The following is a 26,875-nucleotide window of genomic DNA, read 5'->3' as shown; positions in this document are numbered from 1 at the left end:
GGCATGCCCCGTCCCTCCTGGTAGTGCTGCTAGGCGCAACTTCTGCGCACGAGTGGTGCTGCTTGTTTCAAGCTATACACCGTTCCCAGTGACTCACGCACCGGATAGTGCAAAAGTTCCCTCTGGGCGTACACCGGCAGCTCCGGGGCCACCGGCGGAACAGCAAAGCCGCACCTACATCGTCCCGCGCATCCGATATTACGGATAGGCGTGGGGCGACGGGCGCGGCGGCTGAAGAGGGTTTTTACTCGTAAACGTGCGGTGCCAGGGTGCCCACGAAGTCCAAGTTGCGGTACTTTTCGGCATAGTCGAGGCCATAACCCACCACGAATTCGTTGGGGATGTCATAACCGACGTACTTCACGTCGATCTCCACTTTGGCAGCCGTCGGCTTACGGAAAGCAGTGCAGATTTCCACACTTGCCGTGCCGCGGGATTCAAGGTTGGACTTGAGCCATGAGAGCGTCAGCCCGGAGTCGATGATGTCCTCGACGATCAGGACGTCCTTGCCCATGAGGTCCGTGTCGAGGTCCTTCAGGATCCGGACGACGCCCGAAGACTGGGTGCCCGATCCGTAGGAGGAGACCGCCATCCAGTCCATGCTGACGTGGCTGTGCAGCGCGCGCGCCAAGTCAGCCATAACCATGACTGCACCCTTGAGCACGCCGACGAGGAGGATGTCACGGCCTTCGTAGTCCTTGTCGATTTGCGCTGCCAGCTCCGCGATGCGGGTTTGGATCTGCTCTTTGGTGTAAAGAACGTGCTTGAGATCTGCCTGGACGTCGTTTGAATCCACCAATGGCTCCTGTTTTGATGCTCGGGTGCGGCTACTGTTGGGACGGTTTCTGATGCCGGAATACTAGCTTCCCACAGCGCGCGGCTTCGCGGGGACCGGCTTGGGCCGAAGCGCCCTGGGAGGGCGGGCGTTCCTGTTCCAGATCGCTCAGGGACAGTCGATAGACACTGACGTGGCCCGGCAGCTCCACGGGCCCGGCGGATCCTTGCCGGCGGAGTAGCGCTTCGGCCGCTTGGAGGCGCCCGTACCCGGGTTGCTGACCGCCGACGTCGGACGCCGCTTGGGCGATCACGCGGAACCGCAACGCCGCGGGGAGTTCACGGACGGCGTCCTCAGGCAGCCACACTTCCCCGGCCGCCCGATGCACGAGTGAGAGATAGGTCTCCTTGGCCAGTGCCTCGAGGAAATCCGCATCTTGCTGAAGGATTGACGCAGTGCGGGCCAAGGACTCCGCCACACCTGGGCCGAGCTTCTCCTCGAGCACAGGCATCACCTCCACGCGGGTGCGGGACCTGGCGTACGCAGGATCGGAATTGCTCGGATCATGCCACGGGCCCAGGTCCTCCACCGCGCAGATTTCAAGCGTCTCGTTGCGGCGCAATCCGAGGAACGGGCGGATCAGGCGGCCACGCGCCGGCCGCATGCCGGCCAGCGAACGTGTTCCCGAACCCCGCGCCAGGCCGAGCAACACCTGTTCCGCTTGGTCATCGAGGGTGTGGCCCAACAGGATCGCCTCGCAGCCGAGTTCATCAGCAACTGCTTCCAATGCCGCGTGACGGGCGTCCCGCGCGGCGGCCTCGGGCCCGAATCCCGTGGCAGCAACGTGCACGGTTCGCACCTCCACGGGCGCAAGACCGAGTTCGCGGAGAACGGCCGCGGTATGTGCAGCGACCTCCGCCGATCCCGCTTGCAGCTGGTGATCAACAACGACGCCGCCCACGGTCACCGGATGGCCGTCCACGTGGCCCCGCCGCGCGAAGTAGGCAGCAACCGCTGCGAGCGCCAAGGAATCAGGGCCGCCGCTGCAGGCTACAAGAACATGCTCGGGGTACCCGGCCGACGCGAGGGCGGTTTGCAGCTGTTTGCGGGCTTTCCCGAGTACAGGAGCCAAACGGCCGGGACGCCGTCGACCTTTCCCCGGTGACCCGAGCGTTTCCGGTGACCCGAGCGTTCCCGGGCTCGTCGCGGAGTCCTCGAAAGGAAGGCTCAAAGCCCCATCCGCTCGAGCCAGAGCTTGGAGTCGTGGATCTCTTCTTCAGTGGGCAGGTTTTGGGCGCCTTCCCAGACCCTGTTGAATCCGTCCATACCGGCCACTGACACAACCCCGCGAACAAACTTGGCGCCGTCCGTGTACTGGCGCATCTTGGCATCGAGGCCGAGGACGTTGCGGATGAACTTCTCCACCACGCCCCGGTCCTTGCCGCGTTCGTTGAAGCGCTGGCGGATGGTCCTCACCGAGGGAATGATGCTGGCATCCACTGCGTCCATGACAACGTTGGCGTGGCCTTCCAGAAGGCTCATCACGGCCGTGATGTGGGACAGGGAGGCCTTTTCTTCCGGGCTCTGCAGGAACTCCAAAATGCCTCCGCGGCCGCTTGCGTTCCCTCCCGGGGCGCCCCCCGGGGTGCGTTCGCGGAGGGATCTGGCCACGGCGCCGGCGCGCTCCACCAAGGAATCCATATTGCCCAGCAGGTTGCCGCTGAGCTGCTCGATCTGCTCCAGCATGTGGTGGCGGAGCCACGGCGCTGCCGCGAACTGCACTCGGTGGGTTTGCTCGTGGAGGCAAACCCAGAGCCGGAAATCGTCCGGGTCCACGTTGAGTTCCCGCTCCACGGAGATGATGTTCGGCGCAACAAGCAAGAGCCTGCCGCCGGCGGGCACCTTGGATTCGGGGGCAAGAGCCGCGAAGGGGTCATATTGGCCCAGTACCTTGCTGGAAAGGAAGGCAAGGACAGCCCCCAGTTGGGTGCCGGTAATGGCACCGCTAGCGCTGGCGGCGGCCGGAGTCATGGCGACCCCGCTGCGACTGGTCCGCATCTTCTCGAGCACGGGCTGCAGCATGACGGCAAAACTCTGGGTGTTCGCTTTGGACCAGGAGGCCCTGTCCACCACCAGGACGTGCGAATCACGGAGGTCCCGTGCTGCCTCGAGCCCGGTGATGTCATGGACGTGCGGGACGGAAATATCTGCGTTGAAGCGCAGGTTTTCCACCGCCTTGCCAATGTCCGAGGCACTCAGCTCCGGGCCCGAGGGGGCAAGGCGCGCAGCCGTGGAGGCGGCCAGGTCCCAATTGATCAGGGACGGGGCCCCTGCTGACGAATCGCGGGCAGAAGACACCATGGGTCCATCAGAACACATGAGGCTGGCAGGCGGCCCAATGTTCGCTCCGCGCGCAGCTTTTAGCCGCGGCAACCACAGGAAGCCAGGACAGTGGCGGCTTGGTCCATTGCGATCTTGTTTCCTGCCGCACCCGGATCGAGGCCGTTGCCGATAAAGGAGAAAACGAGGAGCCGGCCGTCAGCATCCACCACATAGCCGCTCAGGGCGATCACGGTATTCAGTGTGCCCGTTTTAGCCCGTACCAACCCGGCGCCGGCAGCGGTACCGTCCGCGGCGTACCTGTTATCCAGGGTGCCCGTCAGGCCAGCCACGGGGAACCCGTCGAGCGCGGCGCGCAAAGCGGTTTCGGGCCCGCTGGTGATGGCCCGGACTACTTCGGCGAACTGGCGGGTGCTGACTTGGTTATCCAACGCGAGGCCGGACACGTCGGCCAACCGCATCGAATCCGTGGCGATGCCCAACTCCCCCAGCCTCTGCCGCACGGCCGCAGTGGCGTCGTCGTACGTTGCTTTCTTGCCCGATGCCAGCGCCGTCATCCGGCCCATGTCCTCCGCGAGGAAGTTATCGGAGGTCTCCAGCATGAGGTCCACCTGTTCGCCCACGGTGGCTGACTGGGCAGTGGCCAGCACTTTGGCGGGGACGCCTTTTCCGCGCACGACGCCGGGGTTCACGGCCACGCCTGCGGCCGCCAACTGTGTGGCGAACGCCTGCGCGGTAGTGAGGGCGGAGTCCTGGGGCCGCGGGCCGGTAGTGCTGTCCGGAGCGTAGCGTCCGGAGTTCATGGCGAGCGGAAACAACGGGGCGGTCTCCCCGGCCGCAACGTCGTCGAGGCTCCACGCGGGATTGAGTGGAGCCCCAGTGAATAAGGAATCGTCCACTTGCACGGTGATGGGGCCCTTGACCCCGGCCTTTGCCAATTCCGCGGCCGTGTCCGAGGCCAGCGAAGACAGGCCCGCGTGCCCCATCACAGCGGTGGGAACGGATGCTCCTGCACCGAGGAGCACATCCCCTCCTCCCGTGAGGACCACCGTTGAGGGGGTGGACCCGGCAACTACCCGGGTGGTGAACCGCGTCTCCGGGCCCAGGGCCTTCAGCGCTGAGACGGCGGTCAGCAGTTTCATGTTCGACGCGGGAATCCGGTTGGAATTTGCGTCCCGGTCGAAGAGGACCTGGCCGGTGGAAGCATCGAGGACCACACCGGTCATGGATCCGGCGCCGTCAGGCTTCAGCGGGCCGTCGAGGAGCCTGGACACCTGAGCGGGGACGGGCAGGGGCGCATTCTTGTCCAAAGGCAGTACACCGCTTGGCTGCGAGAGCTGAGCCGGCGGGAGCTGCCACGAGGGCGCGGCGAGGGCGGGCTTCGGTGCGGTGAGGAGCGAGGGCACCATTCCGGTGACCACCATTGCGGTGACCACAACGAGAACGGCAGCCAGGAGGAACGGCCATTTCAGGTGCTCCAAGGCCACCGAAACCCTGTTCCGGGCAGCCCGGTCTTTGACCCCGTCCATGCAGTTGTGTGGTCCTGTCAGTCCTGAATTTCCCCGCCGGTTCAAGAAACCGGGCCTCTCCCTATATCCTCAATAGTAGTCGGCGGCCCCGGCTCCATTTTCGCCTGCCGCCAGCCCTGGGGCTGAGCAGCCTACCCGAGCACCGTCACCTGTGGCGGGCACTTGGGGGGAGTAACGCCCCACCACCCCCGTCAAGGAGCATTCCATGAAGCACGACGTGACCATCGAGATCCCCAAGGGATCGCGCGTCAAGTACGAAGTTGACCACGAAACCGGCCGTGTCCGCCTGGACCGCGTCCTGTTCACCTCCATGCAGTACCCCACGCACTACGGTTTCTTCGAGAACACGTTGGGCGAAGACGGCGATCCGCTGGACGCACTGGTGCTCCTGCAGGACTTCGACCTGCACCCGGGCGTCATCGTTGAGTCCCGCCCGATCGGCGTCTTCAACATGACCGACGACGGCGGCGGAGATGCCAAGGTCCTGTGCGTTCCCGTGGATGCCCGTTTTGACCACATCCAGGAAATCAGCGACGTCAGCGAATTCCTGATCAAGGAAATCGAGCACTTCTTTACGCGCTACAAGGATCTGGAGCCGGGCAAGTGGGTCAAGGCCGAGGGCTGGGGCGATCGCGCCGCTGCCGAAGCCGAGCTCGAGGCATCCATCAAGCGCTTCTCGACCGAAGGCCACTAACACAGCCACTGACACAGCCCACTAGCGCTGTAACCAACAGGTCTGTGGCGTAACAGTACGACGACGGCCGGTGCGGTTCCTTGGGAACTTTACCGGCCGTCGTCGTACTTTTTTATTGACCCCTTGCCGTGCGGCTACCAGCCGGTAGCATGGGGATCCATATGTTCACTTTGACCATCAACCAACGGGATAGCCGCCACGATGGCGACTTGGTGCCGCGGCTCCTTAAGGACCTGCGGCACATTCCTGCTCGGCTCGACTTTGACCGTTCGGTGCACGATGAAGTCCAAGGGATTGTTGAGTCCGCGCATGAGGCCGTCGAGGCTGCCCTCATCGCCTTGAGGTCCGGACGCTGGTACGTGGGGATCGGGGTGGGTCCGGTGAACGAACCGTTGCCCAACGTGGTGACGGACGCCTCCGGCCACGGGCTGGTCTACGCCAGGCGCGCGGTGGACCGGCTCCGCTACGGCAAGGACCGGATTCCCGTTGCCGTTGAGGGCCCACTCACCACATTGGCCGCGGAGGCAGAAGCCGTGCTGCGCCTCCTTGGCCATATCGTCCTGCACCGCAGCCCGGCCGAATGGCGCGTGTTGGATCTGCTGACCCCCGGTGTCCGCGGCCAGCAAAAAGCAGTGGCCCAGGAACTGGGGATCACCACCCAAGCTGTCAGCAAAGCGGTGGCCCGGGCGCAATGGGCCGAGGAGCACGCGGCCAGGCCGGCCGCCGCCCGGCTGCTGCACCAGATCCTCGAAGTTCGCTGAGACCACCCCGCGCGGTGAAGAAACCCAGTTCGCTGACAAAACCCAGTTCGCGGGAAAACCCGACCAAGACGCAGTTGAGGCCGTTATGAGTGTTCATAACGGCCTCTGCTGCGACTCAGCCAGGTGAGTGGGTCAGGCTACTGGTTGCTGATGTTGTCCTTGGCCTCGTAGGCGCGGCCCTGAACATCAGCTGCTGCGGACTGCCCCTCGTCCTTGACGTTGGAGGCTGCCTCGGTGGCACTGTCCTTGACGTTCTGCATGGCGTCCTGGGCAGGTTCCTTCAGGTGTTCGGCCACTTCCTGCGCGGCGTGGCTGATTTCCTCAGTCAACGGCTGGGCCGCATCCTTCAGTGCCTGAGCTGCCTCGCGCTCCTTCTCCGACGGCGGGAAGAGCGCCGAGACAAGGAGGCCTGCGCCGAAAGCAATGAGGCCTGCAGCGATCGGGCTGCCCTGTGCTTTGCGGGTGATCACCTGCGGTGCGTCACCAAGATCCGAAACAGCACCGGACACGTTGCCCGCGACGCCGGAAACAACGTCGCCGGCCCGGCCTGCAGCGTTCCCGGCAGCATCCTGGACATCGTCCCGGGCGCCGAATACGGCCGTCTTGATCTTGTCCACCCTGCGGTTGACGATGTGGGACGGGGTGACCTTATCGGCCACGGCGTCAACATTTGTACTGAGCCGCCGGCGCGTTTCTTCGATATCGGCGCGCAGTGCTTCGGGGTTCTGCGTCATCGTGTCTCCTCAGTATTCGGTTTGAAGGTTGGAGGTATTTCCTTGACTGTCTCTGCCGTGCGGGGCAAGCCCTTGATGGCGTTCAGTTCCTTGCGGCCCTTGGAGGCCAGAACTGCAGCAACGATTGCCCAGATGACCGCCACAACAACTGCGGACCACCCGAGGCCAATGAGTAGGCCAAGTGCCCACCAAAGGGCGATGGACAGGAAAACGACGGCGAGGTGGCCGGCCCATGCTGCTCCGGCCAGCATTCCTGCGCCCTTGCCGGCCTTGGTAGCCGAATCCTTGATTTCCACCTTGGCCAGTTCCACTTCCTGGCGCATCAAGGTGGAGATATCGCGCGTCACGTCGCTGAGCAGCTCACCAAGAGGTACGGTTTCTGCCTTCACGTGGGCGGCAGTAGTGGGGGGCAGATCGGCGGGACTGCTCATCGAAGACCTCCGTACTGGGGATCGTCCGGATCAAGTGGCGTGGTAGCACCCTCGTAACCGCCGGTGGTTCCGGCGTCGTATCCGGTGGTGGTGGCCGAACCATATCCGGCGGTGGTGGTGGCCGGCCCGGGCAGGTCCACGGCCGGAGGAGTCACGGCCCCGCCTGCTGCCGGGTAGTAGACAGCGCGGGGAGTCTCTGCGGTCACATCTGCCGTATCGCTTGCGGACCCTCCACCCATCGGCGAGTTGTCAGCCATGCCCCTGCCGAGTCGGCCGGCAAGGATGCCTGCGCCTGCAGCGATCATGAGGAACGCGCCTGGCTTGCGGCGTGCGAATCCCTTGAGTTCTTCCACCAATGAACCCGGGTCCCGGCCTTCAAGCCACTGGGCAACGGAGGAGGAACGCTGGGCCGCCTGCTGGACGAGGTCCGTGGCGACGCCACCGTTCTCGCTGGAATTGGCCATGTTCTTCAGTTCATCGGAGATGGACCGAAGACCCTCAGCAACACGCTGCTGCTGGGCCTGGGCTTGGTCGGCCAGTTCACCCTTGGTCTGCGTCAGCAGCTGGCGGGCGTTTACCTTGACCTCGTGGGCCACGTTGCCGGCTTCCGACTTTGCGGTGCCGACAACTCCGCTCGCGGCGTCGCCCACGGCCCCAGCCACTCCTGCGGCTTCTTGCTTGGCAGCGTCGACGGTACCGGAACTTGCAGAACCGGTATCAGCGGTTCCAGCAGTCTCAAATTCGACGTCCGGCGAGTCCAGGTAGCTTCCGGTGAAAGGCTCGGTGCCTGCATGGGCACCGGTTGATGGCGCCGCGAAGCTTCCGTCCTGCGGCGATTGGCTCTCAGTCATTGTCGCTCTCTTTCCACAGTTGGCAGGCTGCGGACAGCAGCCGGGATAGTAAGGATCGTTACTATCAATGGGTGTGTACCCGGTTGTCACAGTTCTAATCGCACCAAATTCCTCACTGCTTAAATCGAGCCAAAGGCGGATGGCGTCCGCCACGTATCCCTGCTCCCGCTCGACACTGTGGCCCATACCTGCGAACGTTGCATTGATGAGCCTCTTGCCCGCCCGGCGTCGGCTGATCCCCGCGCTCCAAAAAAGCATCACCCGCCACCGGCTACTGTTCGCAGTCAAGACGGCACTCGCTGCCGGCTTGGCGTGGTGGCTTGCGCCCCTCATGCCAGGACCCGCTGCCGCCTACCCCTATTACGCGCCATTAGGCGCGCTGGTCAGCATGCACCACACGGTGGCAGATTCTGCCCGGCACGGGCTGCAGAGCCTGCTTGGGCTGAGTTTGGGCATCGGCATGGCCTTCCTTGTCACCTCGCTCACGGGACCCTCCACTTTTTCGGTGGCCTTGGTGGTGGGACTGGGGGTCCTTATCGGCGGCCTGCCCCGGTTGGGATCGGCTTCCGATTGGATTCCCATGGCAGCGCTTTTCGTGCTGGTTTTGGGTGGTTCCAACGCTGAAGGCTTCTCCTACGCCTACGTCCTCCAGATGGCGATGGGGGTGGCTTGCGGGTTCGCGGTGAACTGGCTGCTATTTCCTCCGCTCCATTTGGACGCAATCGACCCCGCCATCGCTGGCCACCAAGCTGCCCTGTCGCGGCAGCTCAAGGACATGGCCCGGGCCATGGAAGAATCGTGGCCACCCAACCATGAAGCCTGGGCCAGCCGCAGCGACGAACTTTCACGTACAGCCGCAGCCGTGCGGACTGCGGTGCACCAAGCTGAGTTAAGCACCAAAGCGAACCCCAGGTCCCGACGTCGGGCAACGCGCCTTCCCGGCGACCTGGCAGGCCTACAGACGTTGGAACGGCTCACTTTCCACGTCCAGGACACTACCGACGTCTTGGCAAGCGCCATTTGGGAAAAGGATGCCGGCACCGCCATTCCGGACGCTGTGCTGGCCCATCTTTCCCAGGCTTTGGAGGCATCGGCTGCCGTCGTCGACCACTGGCGCGGTGATGACCCCGGTGAACTTGAGGACCGCTTGGCGGAGGCAAAGGAAAGCATCGCGGCATTGAACGACGCCGTTGCTGACGCCGCCGCCGGACAAGCACCGGTAGTTGCCGCGGCGTCCGTCGCCATGAGCCTTCGCCGGATCCTCACCGTGGTCCTCTCAGCTGAGTGAACCAGCGGGGTTGGCCTAGCGGGGTTGGAGCGGAGGCGAGGCCTGCCTGCCCTTCCCTGCCCCTAGCCCATCCATCATCTCGGCAAAGGACTCCAGTGATGAATGCCTTGGCGACCAGCCCAAGACACTCTTGGCCCTTGAGGTGTCCATAATCGGCGCGTTCGCTGCCATGTCCACCCAGCCGGCGTCTGTCGCTTGGGCGTGCAACCGCCAAGTGACCTGGACGACGCCGCGAAGCAGCGAAAGCGGTAAACGCACCACCCGTCCTGCCCCGAGGAGCCAACCCAACGCGTTGGGATCAATGACCGGCTCCGCCGCGATATTGAACGCACCTCCGGCACGCCGATCGAGTACGCGCCAGTAGGCATCGGCGACGTCCGCCGCATGCACCGTTTGGAACACCAATTCCTTGGGCACCGGCAGCAACGGCAGCCAGGGCTTGCGCGGGAAGAACCGCGGCAAGTGCCGGCCCAGGAAGTAGCGGCCAACCTCGCTGCCGGCTCCTGCGCTGAATGTCAGGGCGGGCCTGAGGCGGGACACCACAACGTCCGGATTGTCCTCGGCGAAGGTGTCCAAGAGCTTCTCCTGCGCAGCCTTATCCGCGCTGTAATGTGATCCCGGGATCCCTGCCGCGGGCCAGTCCTCACTGGTCCGCTGGTCTTTGGGAGCCGGCGAATATGCACCCACGGAGGACGCGCAAATCACGTGCCTTACTCCGGCCCTCCGGGCTGCAGCCAACACGTGGGCCGTCCCGGCTACGTTGGTTTGACGGAGTGCCTGGCGGTCATGGTTCGGCTGGATGAGCCAGGCAAGGTGCACCACGGCGTCGGCGTTGGCCATGGCCGAGGCCAACGCGGGTTGGTCCTCGCGCGATCCGACATCCAGGGTCCTCCAGTCGACGTCGTTGTACGGTTGCGAGTCCTGGTCGGGGTGGCGCCTGACCACTCCAACCAGATCCAGATCCGCGCCTTCCTCCGTGCGGGCCCGATGCAGCCGCTTCAACAACTCCGTCCCCACATGGCCGGTGGCACCGGTAATGACAATACGCATGGCGTCCTTCCTCAATTGCGCGGGTTATCTCCGCCGTCTCCGGTAGAGCGGATTCGTTCAAGCACCGCCGTGGTGGAGTGCTCGGGCACGTAATCCAGGATGCTCACGGTGCCGCCATAACTTTCCACGGCAGCGGACTCGGCAAGCATCTCCGGCGTGTAATCCCCGCCCTTGGCGTAGACGTCGGGCCGAAGCAACTCGATCAACGGGATGGGCGTGGGCGTGTCAAAAACGGTGACGTGGTCCACGCAACTCAAGGCGGCAATCACTGCGGCGCGATCGGCTTCGTGGTTGACCGGGCGGTCCGGGCCTTTGAGTTGCCGGACCGACGAATCACTGTTCAAGGCCACCACCAGGACGTCACCCAACTGCTTTGCCTGGTTGAGGTACCGGGTGTGTCCGCGATGCAGCACATCGAAGCAGCCGTTGGTCAGCACAATGCGCTTGCCCTGGCGGCGGTGCTCGTCCACCTGCTGCGCCAACTCGGCGGCAGACAACGCCGTGTCCGCGAATCCGCTGAGGTGGCGTGTCAGTTCATCCGTGGTGCAGACCGAGGTACCCGGCCGGTGGACCACCACATCCGCGGCCGCCTGGGCGAAGTCCACGCTGGTGGTCAACGGCAGGCCGGCGGCCCGCGCCAATGTCAGCGCCGCCACGAACGTATCCCCGGCACCTGATGCCTGCTTCTCCGCCTGCGGCCGGGCCCATGTCCGGTGGATCGGTGTTCTGTGGACCGGTGTCCTCTCGACGGGCGTCCGGTGGACCGGCCCGGTTGTTCCGTGGCTCGGGCCCGTGGGCGAGCGCATGGTCAACGTCCCCTCGCGGTCCAGGGTGACGACGACGGCGCCCGCACCCGACGCTCGAAGGAGCCGGTCCGTGTGGGCTTCAATGAAGGGGCATCGGGCTGCCCCGCCTGGCAGCTCGACGCCGAGCAGCCGGGACGCTTCCTGGGCGTTGGGTGTGGCGATGTCCGGTTGCAACCCAGCCCACTGCCCAGGGTTGTGCGCGTCCACGACCACCAGCATGTTCCTCGAAGCAGGCGAACCGGGTCCAGTTTCCGGTCCAAGGTGTTCAAGAAGCGCGTCCCGCACCGGCCCGTCCAAAGCGCCGGCTCCGTAGTCGCACAGCACCACCGCTGTGGCTCCATCAACCGCTTCCGGAATGAAGGCCGCCAACACCTCAAGACCGTCGCCGGGAAGCCCGTTGGCAGCATCATCAAGGCGCAACATCACTTGGCCGCCGCTGCTGACCCGGAATTTGGTGGTGGTTGTCATGTCCGGATGGGAGACCACGTGGGAGACGTCAATGCCCGCCGCTTCAAGCCTTTCGAGCAGTTGCAGGCCCGCTGAATCCTCACCGACGAGCGACACGAACCTGACATCGGCTCCCATCGCCGCGAGGTTCATGGCCGTGTTGGCCGCACCGCCGGGCGCGAAGTCACGGCGTTGGACCTGCACCACGGGAGCCGGGGCTTCCCGACAGAACCGTTCGATGGTCCCGTCCCACCACCCGTCGAGGATGGAGTCACCGATGACCGTGACGATGGGCCGTTCCTCGGCCAAGCGACCTGGCAACCAGTCAGCCAAGCCTTCTTGATTGGAGAGGCGTGCCATGGGGTACCTTCCGTTTGGCGGCATGTTCCTGTTCCCGTCAGGTACCCAACGGCAGGCGCTTCACACGCCGGGCCGGGGATTTTCCGCCGTCCGCGCCACCACTGACAGCGAAGAGGAGCACCTATGGGCTACGGGCAGGAAAAGCAGGCCTTGGGCATCGGTCCTGTCTTGGAAAAGTTCGCCGACGTGAAACGGATTGCCGTGCTGCGCGGTGGTGGCTTGGGCGATCTCATCTTCACCTATCCAGCGCTGTACGCCTTAAGGGATGCCTACCCGGACGCCACCGTGACACTCCTCGGCACACCCATCCACGCGGCGGTGGTGGCCGCGACGGAGGGTCCCGTTGACGACGTCGAACTGCTGCCGGCGGCGCGGGGCGTCCACGACGGTCCCCGGAACGGTGAACGGTTCGACGCCGACGCCGAGGATCTCGCCGCGCTGGCGGCGTTCTTCGAGGCCATGCGCGCCAGGGAATTCGACATAGCCCTCCAAATGCACGGCGGCGGCCGCTTCTCCAACCCGTTCCTGCAGCAGATCGGTGCGCGGCACACCGTGGGGACGCGGACCCCCGACGCGGAGCGGCTGGAGCGGAACCTGGATTACATCTACTACCAGAACGAGCCGGACCGCTGGCTGGAAGTGGCAGGCCTGGCCGGAGCACCCGCGATGATTGCACCGCCCCTGCGCGCGCGGAAGGAACATCGGGAGTCCATAGCGGGCCTGCGGGATAACAGGTACGGCTCCTTGGTAGTGGTCCACGCGGGCGCCACCGATCCACGGAGGCGCTGGCCGGCGTCGTACTTTGCGGACGCAGCGGCGGGCGTCGCCCGGGAAGGTACCCAGGTGCTCATCGTGGGCGACCACTCCGAGAAGGCACTGGCCCAGGAGGTGGCCGAGGTGGCCGCGCGGCAGTTGGTTGGGGAAGACGCCGTCGACGCGGTTGCCGTTCGCTCGGTTGCAGGTGAACTGGAAATCGGCGAGCTGGCCGCGCTCTTGGAATCGGCCACGGTGATGCTGGCCAGTGACAGCGGCCCCCGGCACTTGGCCCAGGCCCTCGGCACGCCAACGGTGGGGATCTACTGGGTGGGCAACGCGTTCAACGCGGCGCCTCGGGGCCGGGCCCTGCACCGCGTCCACATGTCCTGGGTCACCAGGTGCCCACGCTGCGGAGCCGATGTCACCCAGGTGGGTTGGACCGCTCCGCACTGCGGCCACGACGACACCCTCGTTGAGGGCATCGCCGTGGCCGACGTTGTTCAGGACGTGCTGGACCTTACGGCCACGAGCCTTCTTCTGCGGGAGTGATCAGGAGTTCGCGGACCTCGCTGCCGAAGGGCTGTGAGAGGGCGAACAGCACAGCCTGCGCGACGTTGGCGGGGTCGTTGAGCTTTGAATCGTCCTGCGGTTTGTACTGCTCATCGCGGTCGTCGAAGAAGTGCGTCTTCATGCCGCCGGGGATGATCGTGGTGACCCCGATGACTCCCCCGGTCTCCGCCGCGAGCGCACGGCTGAAGCCTATGACGCCAAACTTGGAGGCACAGTAGGCCGTGGCATCGGGGAGGGCCCGCAAGCCCAGGGTCGATGCGATGGTGATGGCGCGGCCGCGGGAACCCTTAAGGTAGGGCAGGGCTGCCCGGACGGTGGAAACGGTGCCAAGGAGGTTCACTCCGATCACCTTTTCCCATTCCTCGGCCGGGACGTCGCCGAGCTTGCCGCAGCGATCAATGCCTGCAGCGGTCACAACGCCATCCAAGCCGCCCAGGCTTTCTGCGGCCTCTTTCACTGCAGCTTCTACCGCTTCGCGGTCGGATACGTCCACTTCGAGTGCCTTTGCGCCCGAGACGTTGCTGATGTCGCGGTCGAAGACGAACGGCGTGCCGCCGGCGTCGCGGATTGCCTCGACAATGGCAGCTCCAAGACCAGACCCGCCTCCGGTCACAATGACGCGGCCAGGTGTTTGCGTGTTCATGCGGTTCCTTTCGTTGGGTCGAACAAGGCTTTCCTTGGGTCGAACGTAGGGAGTCAGCTGACTTTGGCCAGTGCTGCGGCCAAGCCGCTGGTGGAGCGGGCCGGATGGAAAGGCACGGTGACGCAGCGCCCTCCCCAGCCCGCAACAAGCCGGGCCTCCGGCAGTTCATCAGGGACATAGTCGCCGCCCTTGACCCAAATATCGGGCCGGATGTCGGTGAGGCATGCTTCGGGAGTGTCCTCCTCGAAAACGACCACGGCATCGACGCATTCGAGCGCGAGCAACAACTCGGCCCTGTCTTCGACGCTCACAATGGGCCGGTGCATGCCTTTGAGCCGCCTCACGGAGTCGTCGGAATTCAGGCAAACAACCAGGCAATCGCCCATTGCGCGCGCTGCTGCCAGGGTCCGGGCGTGGCCTGCATGCAGGAGATCGAAACAACCGCCGGTGGCCACCACCGTTCCGCCCTTGGCGCGGATGGACTCGGCGAGCAGGAGCCCGTCGGGGTTGCCTCCGCGGACCAGCTCAAGGCGCTGATGCTCGACGACGGGCCCCTGCTTGGGTGCCTCTTCCACCGCTGCAGAGGCCAAAGCTGCAGAGGCCAAAGCTGCCGCTCCTCCCCGGGCCAGGAATCCGGATGCGTCTTCCACTGCCCGGGCTGCGGCCTCCGGGAGGGCCAGTCCAAAGCCCAAGTACACCGCCAGGCTTCCGGCCAGGCGGTCACCGGCACCGCAGGGATCGCTGACGTTGGTTGGGGGTGCGGTGACGGCATGGGCCGACGGGTCTCCCACGGAGAGCAGCACCGCCCCGTCCTCGCCCCGGGTCACCAGGACAGCATTGCTTTGCCACTTCCGCATCAGGTGGCGGCCGGCTTCCGCGGCGCCGGTGCAGGATGGATCCAGGCCGCCGGCCTTCGCAACGGCCAAGGCTTCGGAGAGATTCGGCGTGACCACCGCGACCCCCGGGACTGGCTCGGACCCTGCCGGGTGCGGATCCCAAACCACCGGCACCTTGCCGGACACTTGGGCCAGGGCAGCACGGATCTCCGCGTTTGCCGTGATTCCACGGCCGTAGTCGGCCACCACAATCGCCTCCGCCGAAGCAATCGCCGCGAGCATCACGGGCGTGCTGTCAGGGACCGCCGCCGGGGAGCATCCTTCATCGAACCGAACCATCGGATGCGTTCCGATTCGTACCCGCGTCTTAGTAGGCGTAGGGGCGAGTGGGGCTCCGGCGAGCACCTGCACGCCTTTCAAGGCCCGCTTGAGGTGGCTGGCGCCGTCGTCGTCCGATACCGCGGTGACCAGCGCGACGTCGTGGCCGTCCTGGGCGAGGACGGTGGCTACCAAGCCCGCGCCGCCTGCACGACGCCGGACATCGGCGACGTCCACCACGGGCACGGGCGCGTCGGGGCTGAGCCGTGTGGCGGCACCGTTGATGTCGACGTCGAGCAGGAGGTCGCCAACCACTGTGATCCTCATGGCTGACCGCCGGAGTAGGGACCGGTTCGCCGGGCAACCTCGGCGTCGAAGGCCCTGCACACGGCATGTACCGCGATGAGGTGGCCTTCTTGTGCGTTCGCGGCGATAGCGTCCACGGTGATGGCTTGGTCGCACGCCTCCGAGAGCGGGTTCGGGCCGCTGCCGGTCAGCGCCCAGGTGGTGATCCCGCGCTCACGTGCCGTGCGGACTGCGTTGAGCAGGTTGGGGCTGCGTCCGCTGGTGGACAGGAGGACCAGGACATCGCCGGCGCGGCCGTGCGCACGGACCTGCCGGGCGAAGACTTCCTCGTAGCCGTAGTCGTTGGACAAGGCCGTGACAGCGGAGGACTCCGCGTGCAGCGAGATCGCGGAGAACGGTGCCCGCTCGTCGTCGAACCTGCCGACGAGCTCGGCCGTGAGGTGCTGGGCTTCTGCTGCCGAACCACCGTTGCCGGCAGCGAGCAGGCGGTGCCCGGCGAGGAGCCGATGGGCAAGTTCGGTCCCCCACTCAGACAGGCGTCCGGACTGCGAGCGCAGGGATTCCAGTGCGGGCAGGACGTTATCCAGATGGCGGGTGACCTCGGCGTCGTGGATGGCGGCGGCACTGAAGCTGGGCGTCCAGCCTGCGGGCAGCGTCTCCGGGACAGTTGATTTGATGCTCACAACGCCCTCCCTTCCAACGGTTCCAGGCCCTCATCGGCCTGCTGGGCCAGCCCGGCGGCAAGCCCGGCAGCCAGGACGGATCGGTAGGCTTTCTCGGTGTCCGCGGCGATCCTGTCCCAGGAGTAGCGGGAACGGGCGCGACGGGCTCCGGCGCGCCCCATCTCCGCCCGCAAGGCAGGGTCCCTCAGGAGCTTTACCAGCGCCTCAGCGATAGCCCCGGGATCCCGGGGCGGGACCTGGAGTCCTGTCTTCTGGTCGACGACGGTCTCCCGGAGTCCGCCCACTGCGGCCGCGACCACGGGCACTCCGCAAGCCATGGCCTCCAGCGGCACGATGCCGAACGGCTCGTACCACGGTGTGCACACCACGGCGTCGGCGCTGCGGAAGATGCGCGGCATGTCATCCCTGGGTACCTGCCCGCGCATGGTGACATTGTCCTCAACCCCCAATTCCTTGGCCAAGGACCGCAACCGCTGGGCTTCTGGATCTTCCTCAAGGTTCAAAGCGTCCCCGGAGCCGCCAACGATCAAGAGTTCGACGTCGTCAAAGCCCGCCTCCGCGAGGAGCGGAAGCGCTTGGATAATGAGGTCCACGCCTTTGCGTTGCACCAGGCGGCCCACGCTCAGGATCCGGTGTGTGCGTTTCTTGGGTTCGGCGTCGGCGGTTCCTTGGAACAACGCAAGGTCCACGCCGCAGGGGGCGATGGAGATCTTGGAACGGCTGATGCCGAGGACTTTGAGTTCGAACACTTCGTCCGGGCAGGTGGCGATCACCCAGTCGGCGGTGCGGCCTACCCAGGGCTCCAGCCAGGTCCGTGCCGGGGGGCTGGTGTCGGCAGATCCTTGATGCCTGCGCTTGACCGATCCGAGCGCGTGGAATGTTTGCACCACAGGGACGGGATCCGGGGCTCCGGCGCGTTTGGACGCTTGGATGGCGGCCAGTCCGGACATCCAGAAGTGTGCGTGGACAACGTCCGGAAGCTGATCGCCCCAGTCTGCGCAGATGCCGTCGGCCAATTGACCCATGAACGGCAGCAGGTCATCCTTGGGGATGCGGCGGGCAGGTCCGGCGTCCACGTGGACCACGGTGAGTCCCGGTCCCACCTGCACCTTTGCAGGAAGATCGGGATCGTCACGGCGGGTGTAGACAGTGACGTTGTGGCCGCGCTCAGCCAAACTGGAGGACAGTGCCGCGACATGGACGTTCTGCCCGCCGGCGTCGACGCCGCCCAAGGCCGCCAACGGGCTGGCGTGTTCGGAGACCATGGAGATTTTCATGGATGCATCCTCTCGGTGTGGTGGCGTTGAGTGTCGTGGCGGTGGGTGGCTGGCCGTTGGGTAGCCCGCCGTTGGGTAGCTTGCGGTTGAGTAGACACTTCAGCGAGGAGCGTGTCCCAGGCGCGGAGGAACTTGCCCAAGCCGTAGCGCTCCAGCGCAGCTTCCCGGGCCACCATGCCAATGGCGTAGGCATCGTCGGGGTCTTCCAGGAGGCGCCGGGCGAACCGTTGCAGGTCCTCGACGTCGTTGGAGACCAGGCCCGCGCCGTGCGGGACCGCCCTGGCAGCTTCGGTGGTGGAGAGCGCCAGGACCGGCATGCCCAGGTGCATGGCTTCGAGCAGGGCCAAGCCCAAGGAAGTCCAGCGCAGGGGGTGGAGGTAGAGCCTGCAGCGGGCGAGTTCCTTGTGGAGTTTGGCCGCCGGGACATCCCCGGAGATGCGGAGCCGTTCCGCGCCGAGGCCGTGCGCCTGCAGGTTCAGTGCCTCTGGCAAGGCTTCAGTTCCCATTCCGAATACACGCAACGGACCTACAGCCGCGAAGCCGGGCAGGAGGTCGGTTCCTGTGACGCGTCCACGCCGGACGGGCTCGTTGACCACCACGCCCATCTCTTCCCGCTCGCCCGTATACAGGTGCCCGGGGTCGGGAATGCCGTGTTCGATTACCGTGGTCCGGGCCGAGCCGGTGTCCCAGAAAAGCTGGTTGAAATGGGTCACGTGGACAACGGGGATCGTGTTCTGGTCAGCGAGGGGGTGCAGGGTGAAGGGCACATCGCCTTTGGGGGTGTTGTGCTCCAGATACACGGCGGGCAGGTCCATTCCGGGTCGCCGCCCCAGGGCGCGTGCTACTGCCGCAATCTCCTCGGGCCGCTGCAGGACCACGGCATCCACGCTTCCCGGGTCAAGGATGTCCAGATCCACCTCTTGCGCGTTGGCGGGCCAGTCACGGCCGCCCCGCCCCAAACCCCAGGCGCCGCCGTCGGGCAGTGTGGGCAACAAGTATTCGTGACGGCCACGGACAAAAGCTTCCATCCACCCGCCGTGGACGTGCCACACGAGGATCCTCATGGTTTCCAGACCTTTCGCCGGGTGGACAGGGATGAGACGCCACCGAGGAGCCGTTCGACCGCCTCGACAACCTGCTCGGGAGCCACTGAGCTCAGGCACGGATGCCCGGGGACCGGGCACCTGCGGGCCCTGCTGTTCTTGCAGGCCGCTTCCTGGTCGCCGAGCAGTTCCATCGGCACTCCGTACGGTGCCCAGCGGATCGCGGGGACAACGGGCGCGAACAAACAAACCACCGGAGTGCCAACGGCCGCCGCCAGATGGGCGGGGCCAGTATTGCCGGTGACCACGACGGCGGCGCCCTCGAGAACCGCTGCGAGGGTCCTGAGGTTCGTTCCACCGCCCAGGTTCCGGGCGGAGGGACCGGCCACGGTCGCCGTCAGGGAAGTTTCCCCGGGCCCACCGGTGACCACCACCTTGTGTCCATAGGCCTGAAGCAACTCGACGGTTGCAGCATGGTGGAGCGCGGGCCACGCCCTTGCCGGTGCAGCGGCCCCGGGGTGAACCACAATGTACGGGCCCTCCTCCGCCAGCTCGCGGGCCAGCGTGGTGGCTCCTTCGGGCTCCGGGCCGGACGTGATGTGCAACTTGCCGTCGTCGCCGTCCCGCAGCACATAGCCGCCTGCCTCCGCAATGGTCAGTGCGCGGATCACTTCAGGCTGGTCTTCCGGGAAGTCCTCGCCGGGTTTGAGCCGGACATCCAACAGGGAGCCCGCGTAATCCGTTGAGGCCCCCGTGATCTTCCTGACGCCGGCAAGCCGCAACAGGAGAGCCAAGGGTAGGGGGGATTGATGGAAGGAAGTGAGGATCACGGCTTCTTCGATCCTGGAATTGCGGACAAACTCGATCAGGCTGTTGATCATCTCTTCCGTTGCCGGAGGTGCCGGGTTGACGATCCACGGGCAGGCCCACGTGTGGACCTGCGTTACGCCGGGGAGCATCTCGGCGGCACCCGCACCTTCAGGACCACACAGCAGGACGACGTCGTTGGGCCGGCTTCCGTCGCGGCGGCTTCCGTTGGCCACCGCGCGGAGGGCTGGACCTGAGAGGAGGACATCGCCCATGCTGTCCAGCCGGGCCACCAGGACCCGGCTCATACGGGCGCGCCTTGGCGTGCTTGGTCTTCCTTGGTTTTCGTGTCGCCCAGCAGGAGCTCAATCGCCTGCTCCAAGTCCTCAGCCACCAGTTCCGCAGCATCAATTTCCTCTTGCCGCGTCACCGGGGTTGGTACCAGGACGGCACGGGTTCCGGCTGCCGTGGCCGCACCCATATCCGCCCCGATATCACCCACGAACGCAGCCTCGGACGGGTCGATGCCCAAAGCCCGGCACGCGCCAAGAATCATTCCCGGCGCGGGCTTGCGGCAATCACAACCGTCCTCGGGACCGTGCGGGCACACTTGCCACACGTCGAATGGGCCCAGCAACTGATCCACCCGCTGATTGACTGCGTCCACTTGGTGGAGCGTCAGCAGCCCACGGGCCACGCCCGATTGGTTGCTGACCACTCCCGTCGCAAGTCCTGCACGGCGAACTCTGTCGAGCGCAGGACCGGCACTTTCCATGGGCCGCACCAGTTGCGGATCGCCGTTGTAAGGCACATCAACGACGAGCGTTCCATCGCGGTCAAACAGGACCGCCTTCAACGTTCCGGTTCCTCCCATACTCGCAACGTTCCCCAGTTCTCCAAGCGCTAAACAGTGCGGTCACGAGAAGTTTCGTGCCGCTAGACTCCTACCGGGAGGTCACTATGGACACTGTTGAAAGCACCGATCAACCGCTGCTGCTTGCCTTGCGGGCCTTGAAACTTGGGGACCTCCTGGTGGCCGTTCCGGCCCTGCGCGGCCTGCGCCGGGCGTTCCCTGAACACCGGATTCTGTATGCGGCCCCTGCCTGGATAGCGGAGGCCTTGGAGCTGGTGGGCGGCATCCACCATTTGCCCACGCCGGGTTTGGACGACCCCTTGACGGTGCCTCGTGGCGCCGTCGATATCGCGGTCAACCTGCACGGAAACGGCGCCGAAAGCCGTCTCCGAATAGACGAACTGCAGGCGAACCGGGTGGTGGCCCATGAGTCTCCCGGAATCGAGGGGCCACCGTGGATTACCGGCCGCCCCGAGCGGGAACGCTGGACCAGGCTGCTGAACTGGCACGGTATCGACGCCGACCCCCTGGACTATCGCTTGAACATTCCGGCCGTCCCATCGCCACGCCCCGGCGCGACGGTGATCCACGTGGGCGCGGCTTACGGCAGTAGGCTCTGGCCGGTGGAGCGGTTCGCGGATGTCGCCGTCGAGCTGGCCGCCGCCGGGCATGAGATTGTGCTGACGGGCGGCGCGTCCGAGCGCGGGCGCGCCGAAGAGACCGCCGCCCTGGCCAAGCTCAAAGGAGCAAACCTCGACGACGGCCTGCTGGCCGGGCGGCAGGGCCTCGCAGAGTTTGCGGCCACCATAGCCGCAGCCCGGCTCGTCGTGTCCGCGGACACAGGCGCGGCCCATCTGGCCTCGGCCTATGAACGTCCATCAGTGGTCCTCTTTGGGCCGGCGCCCGCCGAGGAATGGGGTCCGCCGCCCGGCCCACACGTGGTGCTGACCGCCGTCGAGCTCCGCCGCGGTGATGTCTTCTCGCCGGACCCCGACCCCGCGCTGCTGGCCGTCAGCGTCAAGGACGTACTCGACGCCGTGGCAAGGCTGGGGTGCTGACGGAGGCTAAGGCCCAATTCCGTTCTAAGGTGCTGTTCCGTTCTGGAGGTGGTCCTGCTCGTCAAGCAACTGGGCTTGGAGCGAGACGAGGATCTTCGAGAGCTTCCGCGAAACCTGCATCTGTGAAATGCCCAAGGCCTCAGCGATGGTGGACTGTGTTTCCTCACGGTAGTAGCGGCGGTAGAGCAGGTGCCGGTCTTCGGCACTGAGGTCGCGGATTGCGTTCCGCAGGGCCAGCACGTCCTCGAGCCGGTCCGTTGGGCAACCAAAAGCTGAAAGGGAGCCTTGGAGTCCATCGCGGCCCTCCGAGGCCGGGGCGTCCAGCGAATCCGGACGCTTGCTGGTCCCAGCCATGAGGGCTTCCCGCACCTGGCAGGGCTCCAACTGGAGATCCTGGGCGACTTCCTCAGGCGAGGGGGTGCGCTGCAGGGTCTGTGTCATCTCTTCAGTCCGCGCCAGCACCTGCCGACGCACATCCTGGATGGTCCGAGGTGGGCGGACAACCCAGCAGTGATCCCGGAGGTAGCGTTTGACCTCCCCGGCGATGGTTGGAGCGGCGTAGGCCGGGAAGCTGACACCCTTGGACTCGTCGTAGCCACGGGAGGCTTTGATCAGGCCCATGTACGCGACTTGCCGCACGTCGTCGATGTCGTGGGTGTGGGCCGAGTACCTCGCCGCGATGGCTTTGGCCAGATTGAGGTGGTCCAAGACCAAGCTGTCTTGGAAGCTCTGCCGAATACTGCCCTCGGGCGCGGGCCCGGGAGTTCTTGTTCGGACCTCGTAGGGTCGGGTTTGATGCATGGGGCTTCAATCCTTAGGGGATGTAAAGGGTGAGCCCACGGCAAGACTCCTTAAAAAGAGAAGCACACTTACTATTAGCTTTCAACGGGTGTGGGAGTAAAAAGCGAAGTACGCTTAGTATTAACCTTCAACGGGGATGCGGGGTTAGGCGCAAAAGGCAGCCGTATCCAGGAGCGGAGATCGAGATGGAAGAACCACAGCTCGCCGAACCGGCATCAATGGTGGCCGATATCCAAAGCCTGCTCTTGGACACCGACGACGTCACGGAGTTCCTGGAAGAACTCGCAAGGCACTCCGCGGCCATCTTCAGCGGCTCGGCAGGGGAAATTTATTGCGGAATCACCCTGATGCGGCAACGCACCGCAGCCACCGTTGCCAGCAGCGGGGAACGGGCACGGCAACTGGATGAAGTCCAGTACGCGTTCGCAGACGGTCCGTGCCTGCACGCCTGCCGCGAAGGCACGCAAGTCCACATTCCGGACTTCGAGAAGGACGATACCTGGCCGGACTATAACGCGGCCATCACCGGCCATGGCCTGCGTTCCGTGCTGGCCGTTCCGTTCAACCTCCCGGACGATACCGCCAGGGCGGGCTTGAATCTCTACTCGGACCGGCCCCATGCGTTCGACCAAGGCGCCGTACAGCGGGCCAACGATTACGTTGACCAGGCCTCCAATGGCCTCCGCTTGGCCATTAAGCTGGCGCAGCACAGCGAGACGGCCGCCAACTTACGGGCGGCGATGGAGTCGCGGACCGTCATCGACGTCGCCACGGGCATCATCATTGCCCAGAACAGGTGCACACAAGTGGAAGCCATGGAGCTCATCAAAAAAGCCTCCAGCAACCGCAACATCAAACTGCGGGCCGTAGCCCAGGCCATCGTTGAGTCAGCCGGCGGTGGACAGGTCCAGACGTACTTCAAATAGGCCGGGCTCCCGCTAGGCGTCAATCACCAAGTCGGTCCGCGCGGTGGAGCAGCACGGCAAGAATTTGCCGGCGTCGATTTCCCGTGCCCGGATTCCGCCCTGGTGGTTCATGTCGACCTCCCCTGACAGCTTGACCACTTTGCAGGAGCCGCACATGCCTTCCTTGCAATTCGCGCCGATCCTGACTCCTGCACGTTGGGCCGCCCCCAGGATGTGCTCGTTGGAGTCGATCCGCACATTAATGCCGGTGCGCATGAAGGACATCGTGAGACTTCCCGTCCCCACCGTGTCGAAGCTGGAGGCATCGGGCGCCATAGCCTTCGGCGCCTCCTCCGAATTGCCGCCGGACGCTGCCGGACCCGGCACATCGTGCTCCACGGATTCCAGCGGCAACCCCGTAGCTTCCAAGGTGCCTTCGGTGTCGTAGCCGGGCTCGTAAAGACCGAACGCGGCGGGTTGGCTTTCGTAGTAGTCTTCGGCGGAATCGGCGAGTTCCTCTGCAATTTCCTCCGCAATGTCCACGGCAAGAGCGAGTTCTGCCTGGTATTCAAGGAGAGTTTGGCGATCCCCCGTGAAGAACTCCATGTAAATCGAGGTGTCGTCCACCCCAACCTTCCTCAGGAGCTCGGTGGCCGTATTCAGGTACCCCTCGGGCCCGCAGGCATAGACTTGGCGGCCGTTGGCATCGGGGGCCACCTCCTCAAGCATGGCGGCCGTGAGCCTCCCGCTGAGTCCTTCCCACCCATCGGGCCTGGCGCGGTCACCTAAGGAGTAGAAGACTTTCACGCGCGAGTCCACGGAGGCGATGTAGGCCAACTCCCGGTGGAAGGCGAAGCCCCCGGCAGCGGCTCCGTGGTAGAGGACCACGACGTCGGCCTGCCCCGGCAGCGAGTGGATGGTCCGCACCATCGACATGATGGGGGTGATCCCCGCTCCGGCGGCCAGCAAAAGGTACCGTGCCCGCCGGTCGGCGTCGGGCAGGTGGAATGCCCCGACTGGGCCGAGCATCTCCAGGACCGTACCAGGTTTGACGTTCTCGTGGACCCACGGCGAGACCACCCCGGTAGGGTCGCGCTTGACGGTGATGTCGAAGGTCCACGGCTTCGTGGGCGAACTGGAGAGCGAATAGCTGCGGTCCACCGGATCACGGTCCTCGCCGTTCACTGGGAAGGCGACGTTAACGTACTGCCCCGCACGGAAGGCCAAGGGTGCACCGTCAGTCCGACGGAACACGAAAGTCATCATCCCGCCCACCTCCGGAACGATCTCGACACATTCGGCCATGAACTCCTGCGGATGCCAAGGTCCCAAGGCGCGGGCGGCCCGGGCAGGTGCCTCGGTGCTGCCCATGACCCGGTTCCAAGGCATCTCAAGACCGCGAATGCGCCGTGGTTCTTCGATGGCAGCCTCAGTGCGGATTTCGATCATGCCAAGTGCTCCTGCACGCGCTGTACGTACCAGTTGATGAATGCCTCCACCTGGTATTCGCTCTTCATGTATGGACCCGGTTCGTACGCAGGGCTTCCAGCGCCCTTCTGGCACAACTCCACGAACGCCTTGTCCTGGAGATTTGTTTGCTTCCAGGTGTAGGTGAGCTTTTCCAGGTCGTAATCGACGCCTTCCTCGGCGTCGTCAGCCACCAGCCATGTGGTGCGTACCAGTGTCTGGTGTTCGTTGATGGGGAAAACGCCGAAAGTAATCACGTGGTCCCCGAGGAAGTGGAACCAACTGTTCGGCTGCAAGTGCATTGAGCAGCGGCCCAGGCGGAAGTCGCGCAGGTCGCCCAGCAGCTTCTTGGAGAGCCTGCGCCCATCGGTCGAGAACGATTCGCCTTCTCCGTCGAGCGATTCCCGTGAGATGCGGATTCCCGCTACGCGTGTGTCGAGCTCCTCCACCACCTCATAGGGAAGGCCATAGCGGCGGCAGCGTTCCTCGAGCGAGGACTGCGCTTCCTTGTTGCGGTCCCACACCTCCTCGAGGTGTGCTGGGATCAGCCCTTCCGTCAGGCCCCAAGTGGGGAAGAGTGAGCATGCGAGTTCCGGGTGCCCGTCGCAGTGGTAGCACTCACGGTTGTTCTCCATGACGAGCTTCCAGTTACCTTCCTCGACGATGTTCTGCTGGTAGGCAACTTTCGTCTTGGACAGATCGTGCGGCGCGAGGTAGGGCTCGAAGATTTTTCCGGTTTCATCGAAATCAGCTGGCGGCTCGTCGGCGATGCAGACAAAGATCAGTCCGGCGAACACACGGCTGTGCGCGCGTTTGAGGCCAAAGCATCCTTTGTCGAACTTCGCCTCTCCCGGCGCAGAGGCATGGATCAGATCACCGTTCGGGTTATACGTCCAGGAGTGGTAGCCACATACGAGGTTTCCCGTGGAACCTGCGGGTTCGGTCAGCACCCGGGCGCCGCGGTGGCGGCAGACGTTGTGCAGTACGTTCACGCCGCCGTCGTCATTGCGCAGCACGATCAAGGAGTAGGGCCCATAGTCGACCGTCACATAGTCGCCCGGTTCGGGCAGTTCGGCGATGCTGGCGGCAAAGATCCAGTGCTGGCCAAAAATGGCTTGCATGTCGACGCCGAAAATCGTCGGGTCCGTGTAGAACGGGGCGTCGAGGGAATATCCCGCGCGCCGGAAGTCGAACAACTCGCTGATCTCCGCCAGCTGCTCTGCGGGCAAAGATGACGCGAGTTTTCCGCGTGTGTTGAGGGGTAAGTTCGCTGGAGCAGACATGTGGTTCCTCCCGGGGGCTGGGTAATTATGCGATTCGTGGGGACAACGGGCCGGGGGTCCACCCTGCGTTGTCGAAATCCGCGTAATCACGAGATTAGAGTCGATCGACCTGCAACAAAAGCGCAACATTCAGGAGATATCCATGCACAATAGGTGCATGATTGATCCACGTCTGATTACGCTCCGGGTTTTTGCCCGCTGTGGCACAGTTGGCGCCACAGCTGAGCTGACAGGATATTCCCCTTCCGCTGTTTCCGCGCAGTTGCGTGAGCTCCAACGTGTACTGGGAATGCAACTCCTGACCAAGGACGGCAGGGGCGTGCGGTTGACCGCCACCGGCCGCTTCCTCGTGGAGGGTTCGGACACCCTCATTTCCGAGTGGGAGAGCCTGCGCGCAGCGGCCATGGAGGCCGGGGACCAGGTGCAGTCCCGCTTTGGACTTGGCGGATTCTCGACGGCGGCCGCGCAATTGCTCGCGCCGCTGGCAGCCTCGTTGCGTTCAACACACCCCCTGCTGCAAGTGCAGGTACTCGAGGCCAATCCAGCGCGGTGCTTCGATTTATTGGTCGCCGAGCGAATCGACCTGGCGGTCATCGTCGCGATGCAATCGGACAGCTACGGCGAGGATGACCCACGTTTTGAGCAGACCGTTCTGCTTGACGATCCCTTGGACGTGATTCTTCCCGCGAGCCATCCCTTGGCGTCCCGGAAAACGGTGACGCTGGAAGAGCTTGCCACGGAACCCTGGATTACCGAGGCGGCGGGTTCCACCTACCACTCCCTTTTCACCGCAGCCTTCACGGCCGTTGGAGTGACGCCACGGATAGCCCATGAGGCCGTTGAATGGGAAACCCAGATCGCGTTCGTGGGTGCGGGACTTGGCGTGGGCCTGCTGCCGCGTCTGGCGCCGTTGCACAATGCCGAAAACGTGGTCCGGCTGCACATTGCCGGGAAAGGGAAGCCCGCCCGGCGCATCGTGGCCGCCGTGCGGCGAGGGAGCATTACATCGCCGCTGATCCAGGAGTCGCTCGACATCCTGCAGGTCAGCGCCAGTCGAATCCTCAACGATCGGCCCAAAGACGATCTCTGACATGCCCGCCCATGGCCCGGGTGCCGGCCGTCGCCGCCGGCTGGGCTCTCCCCCGAGTCCTGTTACCAGCCGCGCTCTGCGAGGCGGTGGGGCTGGGGGATCTCGTCGACGTT

Annotated in this window: 26 protein-coding genes; 7 read left to right on the top strand and 19 right to left on the bottom strand. The window is 64.9% G+C overall.

Annotated features, from left to right (window positions below; all coding sequences use genetic code 11):
- Positions 1–244: 244 nt before the first annotated feature.
- The 4 genes from hpt to dacB all read right to left on the bottom strand — a co-directional run bounded on the left by hpt (position 245) and on the right by dacB (position 4,644).
- Entirely contained in the window at positions 245–796 is a 552-nt protein-coding gene (hpt, locus tag QRN04_RS14275) for a hypoxanthine phosphoribosyltransferase (protein WP_284976685.1), read from the bottom strand.
- 31 nt (positions 797–827) lie between these two features.
- On the bottom strand, positions 828–1,874 hold the full coding sequence (gene tilS / locus QRN04_RS14270) for a tRNA lysidine(34) synthetase TilS (protein ID WP_284976698.1): 1,047 nt from the start codon (positions 1,872–1,874) through the stop codon (positions 828–830).
- Between the two features lie 128 nt (positions 1,875–2,002).
- The gene (locus tag QRN04_RS14265; RefSeq protein ID WP_284976684.1) at positions 2,003–3,136 is read right to left on the bottom strand and encodes an Rv3626c family coenzyme F420 biosynthesis-associated protein; all 1,134 of its coding nucleotides are present in this window, start codon (positions 3,134–3,136) and stop codon (positions 2,003–2,005) included.
- A 59-nt stretch (positions 3,137–3,195) separates the two neighbouring features.
- Positions 3,196–4,644: a D-alanyl-D-alanine carboxypeptidase/D-alanyl-D-alanine endopeptidase gene (dacB, locus tag QRN04_RS14260; RefSeq protein WP_284976683.1), complete on the bottom strand. Its 1,449-nt coding sequence runs from the start codon at positions 4,642–4,644 to the stop codon at positions 3,196–3,198.
- A 205-nt stretch (positions 4,645–4,849) separates the two neighbouring features.
- Here dacB and QRN04_RS14255 point away from each other — a divergent pair, with 205 nt between their 5' ends.
- On the top strand, positions 4,850–5,338 hold the full coding sequence (locus QRN04_RS14255) for an inorganic diphosphatase (RefSeq protein WP_284976682.1): 489 nt from the start codon (positions 4,850–4,852) through the stop codon (positions 5,336–5,338).
- 161 nt (positions 5,339–5,499) lie between these two features.
- Positions 5,500–6,099: a hypothetical protein gene (locus QRN04_RS14250; RefSeq protein ID WP_284976681.1), complete on the top strand. Its 600-nt coding sequence runs from the start codon at positions 5,500–5,502 to the stop codon at positions 6,097–6,099.
- A gap of 137 nt (positions 6,100–6,236) precedes the next feature.
- On the opposite strand, the gene QRN04_RS14245 is transcribed toward QRN04_RS14250, so the two are convergent.
- From QRN04_RS14245 to QRN04_RS14235, 3 genes are read right to left on the bottom strand one after another with little or no spacing between them, the layout of a single operon-like run.
- Positions 6,237–6,833 carry a DUF3618 domain-containing protein gene (locus QRN04_RS14245; protein WP_284976680.1) on the bottom strand — a complete coding sequence of 199 codons (597 nt, stop codon included), beginning with the start codon at positions 6,831–6,833 and terminating at the stop codon, positions 6,237–6,239.
- Positions 6,830–7,264 carry a phage holin family protein gene (locus QRN04_RS14240; RefSeq protein ID WP_284976679.1) on the bottom strand — a complete coding sequence of 145 codons (435 nt, stop codon included), beginning with the start codon at positions 7,262–7,264 and terminating at the stop codon, positions 6,830–6,832. The genes QRN04_RS14245 and QRN04_RS14240 overlap by 4 nt, the downstream gene beginning before the upstream one ends.
- On the bottom strand, positions 7,261–8,115 hold the full coding sequence (locus QRN04_RS14235) for a hypothetical protein (protein ID WP_284976678.1): 855 nt from the start codon (positions 8,113–8,115) through the stop codon (positions 7,261–7,263). The genes QRN04_RS14240 and QRN04_RS14235 overlap by 4 nt, the downstream gene beginning before the upstream one ends.
- A 205-nt stretch (positions 8,116–8,320) precedes the next feature.
- Between QRN04_RS14235 and QRN04_RS14230 the strand changes: the two genes are divergently transcribed.
- Positions 8,321–9,403, top strand: a complete 1,083-nt coding sequence (locus QRN04_RS14230; protein WP_350224941.1) for an FUSC family protein — start codon at positions 8,321–8,323, stop codon at positions 9,401–9,403.
- A gap of 15 nt (positions 9,404–9,418) precedes the next feature.
- Here the strand turns inward: QRN04_RS14230 and QRN04_RS14225 are convergent, their stop codons facing one another.
- Both QRN04_RS14225 and rfaE2 read right to left on the bottom strand, forming a co-directional pair.
- Positions 9,419–10,453 (bottom strand): NAD-dependent epimerase/dehydratase family protein, encoded by a 1,035-nt coding sequence (locus tag QRN04_RS14225; protein WP_284976677.1) that lies wholly within the window; start codon positions 10,451–10,453, stop codon positions 9,419–9,421.
- Between the two features lie 11 nt (positions 10,454–10,464).
- Complete coding sequence (rfaE2, locus tag QRN04_RS14220) at positions 10,465–12,066, bottom strand: D-glycero-beta-D-manno-heptose 1-phosphate adenylyltransferase (protein WP_284976676.1); 1,602 nt, start codon at positions 12,064–12,066, stop codon at positions 10,465–10,467.
- A gap of 123 nt (positions 12,067–12,189) precedes the next feature.
- On the opposite strand from rfaE2, the gene QRN04_RS14215 reads away from it, so the two are divergent.
- The gene (locus QRN04_RS14215; protein WP_284976675.1) at positions 12,190–13,371 is read left to right on the top strand and encodes a glycosyltransferase family 9 protein; all 1,182 of its coding nucleotides are present in this window, start codon (positions 12,190–12,192) and stop codon (positions 13,369–13,371) included.
- Here QRN04_RS14215 and QRN04_RS14210 read toward each other — a convergent pair.
- From QRN04_RS14210 to QRN04_RS14180, 7 genes are read right to left on the bottom strand one after another with little or no spacing between them, the layout of a single operon-like run.
- Positions 13,340–14,035 (bottom strand): SDR family oxidoreductase, encoded by a 696-nt coding sequence (locus QRN04_RS14210; protein WP_284976674.1) that lies wholly within the window; start codon positions 14,033–14,035, stop codon positions 13,340–13,342. The genes QRN04_RS14215 and QRN04_RS14210 overlap by 32 nt on opposite strands.
- A gap of 53 nt (positions 14,036–14,088) precedes the next feature.
- Positions 14,089–15,516 (bottom strand): PfkB family carbohydrate kinase, encoded by a 1,428-nt coding sequence (locus QRN04_RS14205; protein ID WP_284976673.1) that lies wholly within the window; start codon positions 15,514–15,516, stop codon positions 14,089–14,091.
- Complete coding sequence (locus tag QRN04_RS14200; protein WP_284976672.1) at positions 15,513–16,178, bottom strand: D-sedoheptulose-7-phosphate isomerase; 666 nt, start codon at positions 16,176–16,178, stop codon at positions 15,513–15,515. The genes QRN04_RS14205 and QRN04_RS14200 overlap by 4 nt, the downstream gene beginning before the upstream one ends.
- Complete coding sequence (locus QRN04_RS14195; RefSeq protein ID WP_284976671.1) at positions 16,175–17,455, bottom strand: glycosyltransferase; 1,281 nt, start codon at positions 17,453–17,455, stop codon at positions 16,175–16,177. The genes QRN04_RS14200 and QRN04_RS14195 overlap by 4 nt, the downstream gene beginning before the upstream one ends.
- Positions 17,452–18,519, bottom strand: coding sequence for a glycosyltransferase (locus QRN04_RS14190; protein ID WP_284976670.1), 1,068 nt, complete (start codon positions 18,517–18,519; stop codon positions 17,452–17,454). The genes QRN04_RS14195 and QRN04_RS14190 overlap by 4 nt, the downstream gene beginning before the upstream one ends.
- Positions 18,516–19,613 (bottom strand): glycosyltransferase family 9 protein, encoded by a 1,098-nt coding sequence (locus tag QRN04_RS14185; RefSeq protein WP_284976669.1) that lies wholly within the window; start codon positions 19,611–19,613, stop codon positions 18,516–18,518. Before QRN04_RS14185 ends, QRN04_RS14190 begins: the two co-directional genes overlap by 4 nt.
- Positions 19,610–20,179 carry a D-glycero-alpha-D-manno-heptose-1,7-bisphosphate 7-phosphatase gene (locus tag QRN04_RS14180; RefSeq protein ID WP_284976668.1) on the bottom strand — a complete coding sequence of 190 codons (570 nt, stop codon included), beginning with the start codon at positions 20,177–20,179 and terminating at the stop codon, positions 19,610–19,612. The genes QRN04_RS14185 and QRN04_RS14180 overlap by 4 nt, the downstream gene beginning before the upstream one ends.
- A gap of 86 nt (positions 20,180–20,265) precedes the next feature.
- Here QRN04_RS14180 and QRN04_RS14175 point away from each other — a divergent pair, with 86 nt between their 5' ends.
- Positions 20,266–21,216: a glycosyltransferase family 9 protein gene (locus QRN04_RS14175; RefSeq protein WP_284976667.1), complete on the top strand. Its 951-nt coding sequence runs from the start codon at positions 20,266–20,268 to the stop codon at positions 21,214–21,216.
- 24 nt (positions 21,217–21,240) lie between these two features.
- Here QRN04_RS14175 and QRN04_RS14170 read toward each other — a convergent pair whose 3' ends face one another.
- Entirely contained in the window at positions 21,241–22,017 is a 777-nt protein-coding gene (locus tag QRN04_RS14170; RefSeq protein WP_284976666.1) for a sigma-70 family RNA polymerase sigma factor, read from the bottom strand.
- Positions 22,018–22,202: 185 nt separating this feature from the next.
- Here QRN04_RS14170 and QRN04_RS14165 point away from each other — a divergent pair, with 185 nt between their 5' ends.
- Positions 22,203–22,943 (top strand): GAF and ANTAR domain-containing protein, encoded by a 741-nt coding sequence (locus QRN04_RS14165; protein ID WP_284976665.1) that lies wholly within the window; start codon positions 22,203–22,205, stop codon positions 22,941–22,943.
- Positions 22,944–22,955: 12 nt separating this feature from the next.
- Here QRN04_RS14165 and QRN04_RS14160 read toward each other — a convergent pair whose 3' ends face one another.
- Together QRN04_RS14160 and QRN04_RS14155 are read right to left on the bottom strand one after the other, a co-directional pair.
- The gene (locus QRN04_RS14160; protein WP_284976664.1) at positions 22,956–24,371 is read right to left on the bottom strand and encodes a ferredoxin reductase; all 1,416 of its coding nucleotides are present in this window, start codon (positions 24,369–24,371) and stop codon (positions 22,956–22,958) included.
- Positions 24,368–25,672, bottom strand: coding sequence for an aromatic ring-hydroxylating oxygenase subunit alpha (locus tag QRN04_RS14155; RefSeq protein WP_284976663.1), 1,305 nt, complete (start codon positions 25,670–25,672; stop codon positions 24,368–24,370). Before QRN04_RS14155 ends, QRN04_RS14160 begins: the two co-directional genes overlap by 4 nt.
- A gap of 157 nt (positions 25,673–25,829) precedes the next feature.
- On the opposite strand from QRN04_RS14155, the gene QRN04_RS14150 reads away from it, so the two are divergent.
- Positions 25,830–26,762: a LysR family transcriptional regulator gene (locus tag QRN04_RS14150; protein ID WP_284976662.1), complete on the top strand. Its 933-nt coding sequence runs from the start codon at positions 25,830–25,832 to the stop codon at positions 26,760–26,762.
- Positions 26,763–26,875 lie beyond the last annotated feature (113 nt).

This window comes from Arthrobacter sp. efr-133-TYG-104, assembly GCF_030208915.1.
Lineage (GTDB): Bacteria > Actinomycetota > Actinomycetes > Actinomycetales > Micrococcaceae > Arthrobacter.
The sequence above is the reverse complement of the archived record's forward strand: the minus strand, read 5'-3'. Positions and strand labels throughout refer to the sequence as shown.

Excerpts from the sequence above, each read along its gene's own strand:
- QRN04_RS14265 (WP_284976684.1), bottom strand. The coding sequence starts at position 3,136 with ATGGTGTCTTCTGCCCGCGATTCGTCAGCAGGGGCCCCGTCCCTGATC.
- dacB (WP_284976683.1), bottom strand. The coding sequence starts at position 4,644 with ATGGACGGGGTCAAAGACCGGGCTGCCCGGAACAGGGTTTCGGTGGCC.
- QRN04_RS14255 (WP_284976682.1), top strand. The coding sequence starts at position 4,850 with ATGAAGCACGACGTGACCATCGAGATCCCCAAGGGATCGCGCGTCAAG.
- QRN04_RS14250 (WP_284976681.1), top strand. The coding sequence starts at position 5,500 with ATGTTCACTTTGACCATCAACCAACGGGATAGCCGCCACGATGGCGAC.
- QRN04_RS14245 (WP_284976680.1), bottom strand. The coding sequence starts at position 6,833 with ATGACGCAGAACCCCGAAGCACTGCGCGCCGATATCGAAGAAACGCGC.
- QRN04_RS14240 (WP_284976679.1), bottom strand. The coding sequence starts at position 7,264 with ATGAGCAGTCCCGCCGATCTGCCCCCCACTACTGCCGCCCACGTGAAG.
- QRN04_RS14235 (WP_284976678.1), bottom strand. The coding sequence starts at position 8,115 with ATGACTGAGAGCCAATCGCCGCAGGACGGAAGCTTCGCGGCGCCATCA.
- QRN04_RS14230 (WP_350224941.1), top strand. The coding sequence starts at position 8,321 with ATGAGCCTCTTGCCCGCCCGGCGTCGGCTGATCCCCGCGCTCCAAAAA.
- QRN04_RS14225 (WP_284976677.1), bottom strand. The coding sequence starts at position 10,453 with ATGCGTATTGTCATTACCGGTGCCACCGGCCATGTGGGGACGGAGTTG.
- rfaE2 (WP_284976676.1), bottom strand. The coding sequence starts at position 12,066 with ATGGCACGCCTCTCCAATCAAGAAGGCTTGGCTGACTGGTTGCCAGGT.
- QRN04_RS14215 (WP_284976675.1), top strand. The coding sequence starts at position 12,190 with ATGGGCTACGGGCAGGAAAAGCAGGCCTTGGGCATCGGTCCTGTCTTG.
- QRN04_RS14210 (WP_284976674.1), bottom strand. The coding sequence starts at position 14,035 with ATGAACACGCAAACACCTGGCCGCGTCATTGTGACCGGAGGCGGGTCT.
- QRN04_RS14205 (WP_284976673.1), bottom strand. The coding sequence starts at position 15,516 with ATGAGGATCACAGTGGTTGGCGACCTCCTGCTCGACGTCGACATCAAC.
- QRN04_RS14195 (WP_284976671.1), bottom strand. The coding sequence starts at position 17,455 with ATGAAAATCTCCATGGTCTCCGAACACGCCAGCCCGTTGGCGGCCTTG.
- QRN04_RS14190 (WP_284976670.1), bottom strand. The coding sequence starts at position 18,519 with ATGAGGATCCTCGTGTGGCACGTCCACGGCGGGTGGATGGAAGCTTTT.
- QRN04_RS14185 (WP_284976669.1), bottom strand. The coding sequence starts at position 19,613 with ATGAGCCGGGTCCTGGTGGCCCGGCTGGACAGCATGGGCGATGTCCTC.
- QRN04_RS14180 (WP_284976668.1), bottom strand. The coding sequence starts at position 20,179 with ATGGGAGGAACCGGAACGTTGAAGGCGGTCCTGTTTGACCGCGATGGA.
- QRN04_RS14175 (WP_284976667.1), top strand. The coding sequence starts at position 20,266 with ATGGACACTGTTGAAAGCACCGATCAACCGCTGCTGCTTGCCTTGCGG.
- QRN04_RS14170 (WP_284976666.1), bottom strand. The coding sequence starts at position 22,017 with ATGCATCAAACCCGACCCTACGAGGTCCGAACAAGAACTCCCGGGCCC.
- QRN04_RS14165 (WP_284976665.1), top strand. The coding sequence starts at position 22,203 with ATGGAAGAACCACAGCTCGCCGAACCGGCATCAATGGTGGCCGATATC.
- QRN04_RS14160 (WP_284976664.1), bottom strand. The coding sequence starts at position 24,371 with ATGATCGAAATCCGCACTGAGGCTGCCATCGAAGAACCACGGCGCATT.
- QRN04_RS14155 (WP_284976663.1), bottom strand. The coding sequence starts at position 25,672 with ATGTCTGCTCCAGCGAACTTACCCCTCAACACACGCGGAAAACTCGCG.
- QRN04_RS14150 (WP_284976662.1), top strand. The coding sequence starts at position 25,830 with ATGATTGATCCACGTCTGATTACGCTCCGGGTTTTTGCCCGCTGTGGC.